This is a genomic window from Paracoccus sp. (in: a-proteobacteria) (genome assembly GCF_035556475.1).
In the GTDB taxonomy this organism is placed as follows: Bacteria; Pseudomonadota; Alphaproteobacteria; order Rhodobacterales; family Rhodobacteraceae; genus Paracoccus.
Map to the genome: position 1 here is coordinate 1 of NZ_DATMFA010000065.1, position 5,070 is coordinate 5,070.

The following is a 5,070-nucleotide window of genomic DNA, read 5'->3' on the forward strand; positions in this document are numbered from 1 at the left end:
GATCATGTTCGGCCGCCTGAAGGATTGGCGGCGCGTCGCGACCCGATACGACCGGTGCCCGGAAACCTTCTTCTCTGCGATCTTGCTAGCCGCAACCGTCTTGTTCTGGCTCCGAAACTCAATGAGTCTGGACCCTAGGCCTGCCCGGCAAGCTTGCGATCGAGCGCGAAGATCCGTTCGGTCAGCAGCGAGAAGAAGCCGTCGCGGTCGATCTCGCGCAGGAACAGCGCATTCGCCTCGCGGCCCGAGACGCGCCACCAGTCGGCGACGGTCATGCCCTGCGTGAACTCGCCCTGCGTCTCGATCTCGACATTGATCTCGCGGCCCTTGAACAGATCGGGCCGGACCAACCATGCGATGGCGCAGGGATCATGCAGCGGCGCGCCCTCCGAGCCGTATTTCTCGCGGTCGTAGCGTTCGAAGAAATCGGTCCAGCCGGCGATTGCCCGCCCGAGAGGTCCGCTTTCGCGCATCGTCTCGACCCAGTCGCGGCTGGTCAGCGCCTCATGCGTCACATCGAGCGGCACCACGGTCAGCGGCACGCCGCTTGAAAAGACGATCTTCGCGGCCTCTGGATCGACATAGATGTTGAACTCGGCCGCGGGGGTGATGTTGCCAACCTCGAAATAGGCGCCGCCCATCAGGACGATTGCCGCGACGCGCGGGATGATGTCGGGGGCCTTCTGGAAGGCCGTGGCGATATTCGTGAGCGGCCCGATCGCAACCAGCGTGACGGTGCCCTCCGGCTCGCGCCGCAGGGTCTCGATGATGAAATCGACGGCATGGCCGGGGGCGAGGGGGGCGGCGGGCTCAAAGATCTCGATCCCGTCGAGGCCGCTTTTGCCATGCACATGCTCGGCCGTGACCAGATGGCGCGTCAGCGGCCGGTCGCAGCCGGCATGGACGGGAATGTCGTTTCGCCCGGCGATCTGGCGGATGATGCGCGCATTTCGCTGGGTCAGCTCAAGCGGCACGTTTCCCGCCACGACGGTCAGGCCCAGCACCTCAAGTTCCGGGCTGGCCAGCGCCAGCAGGATCGCGACCGCATCGTCCTGACCGGGATCTGTGTCGATGATGATCTTGCGCGCCATGTGCCCTCCTGCGTCATCCGGCGATCACAATGACCGTCCCGCGCCCGGATGCAAGGGCGGCTAAGGCATCAGCGGGATCAGGTGGGTGATGCCGGTCGCAGCTGCCCGCGCAAGTTCGGGGTCCAGCGACATGCGAATATATTCCCCACGCCGCCAGAGTTCCGAAAGATCGTCGTAATGGCGCGAGAGCGGATGCCCCGATTGCCCGGTCGAGATGATGAAGACCGAGCTGTCGGGATCGGCAAGGTCGTAGACTCCGCGAAAGACCGGGGCCGCCACGCTCTGCCAGGGATTGGGGCCATAGCCGAGGGAATCGTTCCTCGTGATCGTGGAATCGCCGCCCGAGATCGGCTGGACGAGGTTCACGATATAGGAAAGCCCGCTCAGATCGCCGAGGGCGGGGTGGACATGCCGCGCCCGGTGCAGGTCGCCCCAGCGCCAGCTTTGCAGGTCGGGCCCGAAGCGCGCGGTCAGGTCCAGCAGCGCCGCATCCAGCGCCTGCCGCGCGATCTGGCTGCAGGTCTCGACCGGGGTGGACTGGCGGATGTCGCACCAGACGCCCGCGCCGTTGGTATTGCGGAAAACGCGGTCGATGAATTCGGGGTAGAACTCGGTCAGGTCGTCGGCGAGTGGTCCCAGCTCGTCCCGGACGATCCGGTCCTGCAGGGCGCGCATCCAGGCCGCGTGGATCATCGGCTCGGGCAGGTGCTCGCTCATCGTGCCGTCCCAATTGGCGAGGAGGGCGAGCGCGTCCTGCCGCTGCCGCTCCGGGCTGCCAAGGGGCGCGGGTTCGTCGGTGAACCACAGATTGGCCCCGACGAGGGGCAGCAGCGCCCGCGCGATCGGGCTGACGATGTCGTTCTGGACGGCGATGAAGCTCTCGCGTGAGTGGATTTCGCGGCTGCCAATCAGGTGGCGCAGGCGGTCGCGGCGGAACTCGTTGCCACGGTCATAGCCCAGATTGGGCTGGCCGGGAATGGCGGCGCCGGTGGTCGCGACGATCCCCTCGGCGGGGGAAAGATCGGCGGTCCCGTCCGGCGCGGGGTCGAGGCCCTGCCAGCGGTTCCCGGGACGCCAGCCCGGCTGGGGCATCCGGCCCTGGGTCTGGTTTTCCGGCCCGCGGCGCGGCACGGCACCGGCAAGGACTTGCCCCACGCCCTGATCATCGGCCAGCGTCACCATCAGCGCGGGTGCGACGACACCGCCAAGGCGGGTCGCCGCCTCCTCGCGGTTCTGCGCGCGCATGAGGCCGATCAGCGCGCTCATCGACCCGTCCTCGCCCCGTCCGCCCGTCCAGGCAAGCGCGGCGACATGGCCGGCGGGCAGGATCGACGAGATGTCGAGATGGCCTGAGGGCAAGACCGGGCCATTCTCGGTCTCGCGCAGGGTCAGGGTCTGGCTGGCGCCGCCGCGGACGCGGATGGTCTCGGTCCGGGTCTGGAAATCCGTCCAGCCGGTGGTGCCCAGATAGCGGTTCGCATCACCGGGCTGCACCTCCTCGATGAAAAGATCCTGATCGTCGATCTGGGCCGGGGTGATCCCCCATGCCAGATGGGTGTTGCGCCCGGAGAGGACGACGGGAATGCCCGGAATGGTCCCGCCGATGACGCCGCCGGTGCCAAGCTCCAGCCGGGCGAGATACCAGAGCCCTGGCGCGGTCAGCGCGAATTGCGGGTCATTGGCCAGCAGCGCCCCCCCCGCCGCGGTCCGGTTTCCCGCCGCCGCCCAGCCATTCGCCGTGGCGCCAAGCGAGGGCGCGATATAGCCGGCAAGGCCGGTCGCCCAGTCGGGGCGGGTATTCCGCCGCTCGACGCCGACGAAATGCTCGCCCGCGAACATCGAGGCATAGCTTGGCATCGCAGGCTCGCCCGCCGATGCAACCAGTTCTTGCCCACGCTCGGGCGCGGCGATCGAAAGGCGCGCCCTCAGCACCTCGCGCCGCAGTTGCACGGTCGAGCTTGCCGCCAGCAGCTTCAGGATGGCGAGCGAGTCGGCAGGCTCCCAATAGGAGATCTCGTCGGGGAACAGGAAGAACTCGGGCGCGCCGCGACCCCGCGCGCCAAGGTTGATCTGGTGGATCCACGCATTGACGCCCTCGGCATAGGCGGTCAGTGCCGCCATCGTCTCGGGGTCCTGCGCCTGCAACGAGGCGCGGGCATTGCGGTAAAGCCCCAGCCTTCGCGCGAGGTCATCGGCAGGCAAGGCGCCCGCGCCATAGATCTCCGCCAGCCGGCCCTGCGCGGCGCGGCGCAGCACGTTCATCTGGAACAGCCGGTCCTGCGCATGGGCAAGGCCAAGGGCAAAGAACACGTCCCGGTCATTCGCGCCGAAGATATGGGGCACATCCTCGGTCGTGCGCACGATCTCGACCGGAGAGGAAATGCCGGCGACATCGAAGGTCGCGCCATAATCCGGCAGCGAGCGGATGGCGAAATACCAGGCGAGGGCGATCAGTGCGACGGCTGCAACGATCAGCCCGACCGTCAGGCGCACAAGCCAGCGGAAGAGTGTCACCATGAATTGGGCGCGGTCCCGATGCTTGGGCGCAGAGGTGGTTGACCCCTGCGGCAGGTGATGAAATTCATCGGCTGAATAGGACAGGGCGCGTGAACGATCAACGCGTCTTTTGGAACCGAGGGGAGAAAGTCATGGCGCGCGTAGCATTTCTGGGACTGGGAGTGATGGGCTTTCCGATGGCCGGCCATCTGGCGGCCAAAGGGCATGAGGTGACCGTCTGGAACCGCAGCCCCGCGAAGGCCGAGGCCTGGGTCGCCAAGCATGGTGGCCGCATGGCGGCGTCCGCGCGCGAGGCCGCGAGCGGGGCCGAGTTCGTCATGGCCTGCGTCGGGAATGATGACGACCTGCGGCAGGTCTGCCTGTCGGAGGAAGGCGCATTTGCCGGCATGTCGGCCGGCGCGCTGTTCGTCGATCATACCACCGTTTCCGCCGCCGTCACGCGCGAGCTTTCGGCGGTCGCCGAGGCAGCGGGCTTCGGCTTCGTCGACGCCCCGGTCTCGGGCGGGCAGGCGGGGGCCGAGAACGGACAGCTTTCGGTCATGTGCGGCGGCTGCGCCGAGGACTACGCCCGGGCCGAGCCGGTGATCGCAGCCTATGCCAAGATCTGCCGCCTGATGGGACCCTCGGGCGCGGGTCAGCTGACCAAGATGTGCAACCAGATCGCGATTGCCGGTCTCGTGCAGGGTCTTTCCGAGTCGCTCAGCTTTGCCGAAAAGGCCGGTCTTTCGATCTCGGACGTGGTCGAGGTGATCAGCCAGGGCGCCGCTGGAAGCTGGCAGATGCAGAACCGCCACAAGACCATGGAGGAGAACCGCTTCGATTTCGGCTTCGCCGTGGACTGGATGCGCAAGGATCTGGGGATCTGCCTCGCCGCGGCCGACGAGAACGGCGCGAGCCTGCCTGTCACCGCGCTGGTGGACCAGTTCTACAAGGAGGTTCAGCAGATGGGCGGCGGGCGCTGGGACACCTCCTCGCTGATCGCCCGGCTGCGGCGCTAGAGGCAGGGCTTGCCAAGCGGGCTGGCTTCACGCTATCAGCGCGCCAGACCCGCAAGGGGGCGGTAGCTCAGCGGTAGAGCGACACGTTTACACCGTGTTGGTCGGGGGTTCGATCCCCTCCCGCCCCACCATTTCCGGCATCGGAAAGGTCAGATCGAAGGTCGGGGCCGGTGCGCTACGCTCAACCCCGCTTCCGCATGTTTCGGGACGATCCTTGCATCGGGCCCTACCGTTTTTCTTGAGCCAGCGCACATTCCCGCACTACCCGTAGCACATTGATCATAAGTTCCTAGATCTTTGGCAATGGCTTCGGTCGATCAACCCTAGGGTCCAGACTCATTGAGTTTCAGAGCCAGAACAAGACGGTTGCGGCTAGCAAGATCGCAGAGAAGAAGGTTTCCGGGCACCGGTCGTATCGGGTCGCGACGCGCCGCCAATCCTTCAGGCGGCCGAACATGATCTCA

The 5,070-nt window shown here is 66.8% G+C and carries 3 protein-coding genes, 1 tRNA gene and 2 pseudogenes; 3 read left to right on the forward strand and 3 right to left on the reverse strand.

The features are described 5' to 3' along the window. Positions 1-112 (forward strand): annotated as a pseudogene (locus VNQ78_RS08100) (IS5/IS1182 family transposase); the annotation flags it as partial. A gap of 22 nt (positions 113-134) precedes the next feature. Here VNQ78_RS08100 and VNQ78_RS08105 read toward each other — a convergent pair. Next, complete coding sequence (locus VNQ78_RS08105; RefSeq protein WP_325688502.1) at positions 135-1,091, reverse strand: nucleoside hydrolase; 957 nt, start codon at positions 1,089-1,091, stop codon at positions 135-137. Between the two features lie 60 nt (positions 1,092-1,151). Further along, positions 1,152-3,608, reverse strand: coding sequence for a penicillin acylase family protein (locus VNQ78_RS08110; RefSeq protein ID WP_325688504.1), 2,457 nt, complete (start codon positions 3,606-3,608; stop codon positions 1,152-1,154). Positions 3,609-3,739: 131 nt separating this feature from the next. Between VNQ78_RS08110 and VNQ78_RS08115 the strand changes: the two genes are divergently transcribed. Beyond that, positions 3,740-4,606, forward strand: a complete 867-nt coding sequence (locus VNQ78_RS08115; protein WP_325688506.1) for an NAD(P)-dependent oxidoreductase — start codon at positions 3,740-3,742, stop codon at positions 4,604-4,606. A gap of 56 nt (positions 4,607-4,662) precedes the next feature. Then, positions 4,663-4,737: transfer RNA gene (locus VNQ78_RS08120), tRNA-Val, on the forward strand. A gap of 215 nt (positions 4,738-4,952) precedes the next feature. Here the strand turns inward: VNQ78_RS08120 and VNQ78_RS08125 are convergent. Continuing rightward, positions 4,953-5,070 (reverse strand): annotated as a pseudogene (locus VNQ78_RS08125) (IS5/IS1182 family transposase); the annotation flags it as partial.

Excerpts from the sequence above, each read along its gene's own strand:
- VNQ78_RS08105 (WP_325688502.1), bottom strand. The coding sequence starts at position 1,091 with ATGGCGCGCAAGATCATCATCGACACAGATCCCGGTCAGGACGATGCG.
- VNQ78_RS08110 (WP_325688504.1), bottom strand. The coding sequence starts at position 3,608 with ATGGTGACACTCTTCCGCTGGCTTGTGCGCCTGACGGTCGGGCTGATC.
- VNQ78_RS08115 (WP_325688506.1), top strand. The coding sequence starts at position 3,740 with ATGGCGCGCGTAGCATTTCTGGGACTGGGAGTGATGGGCTTTCCGATG.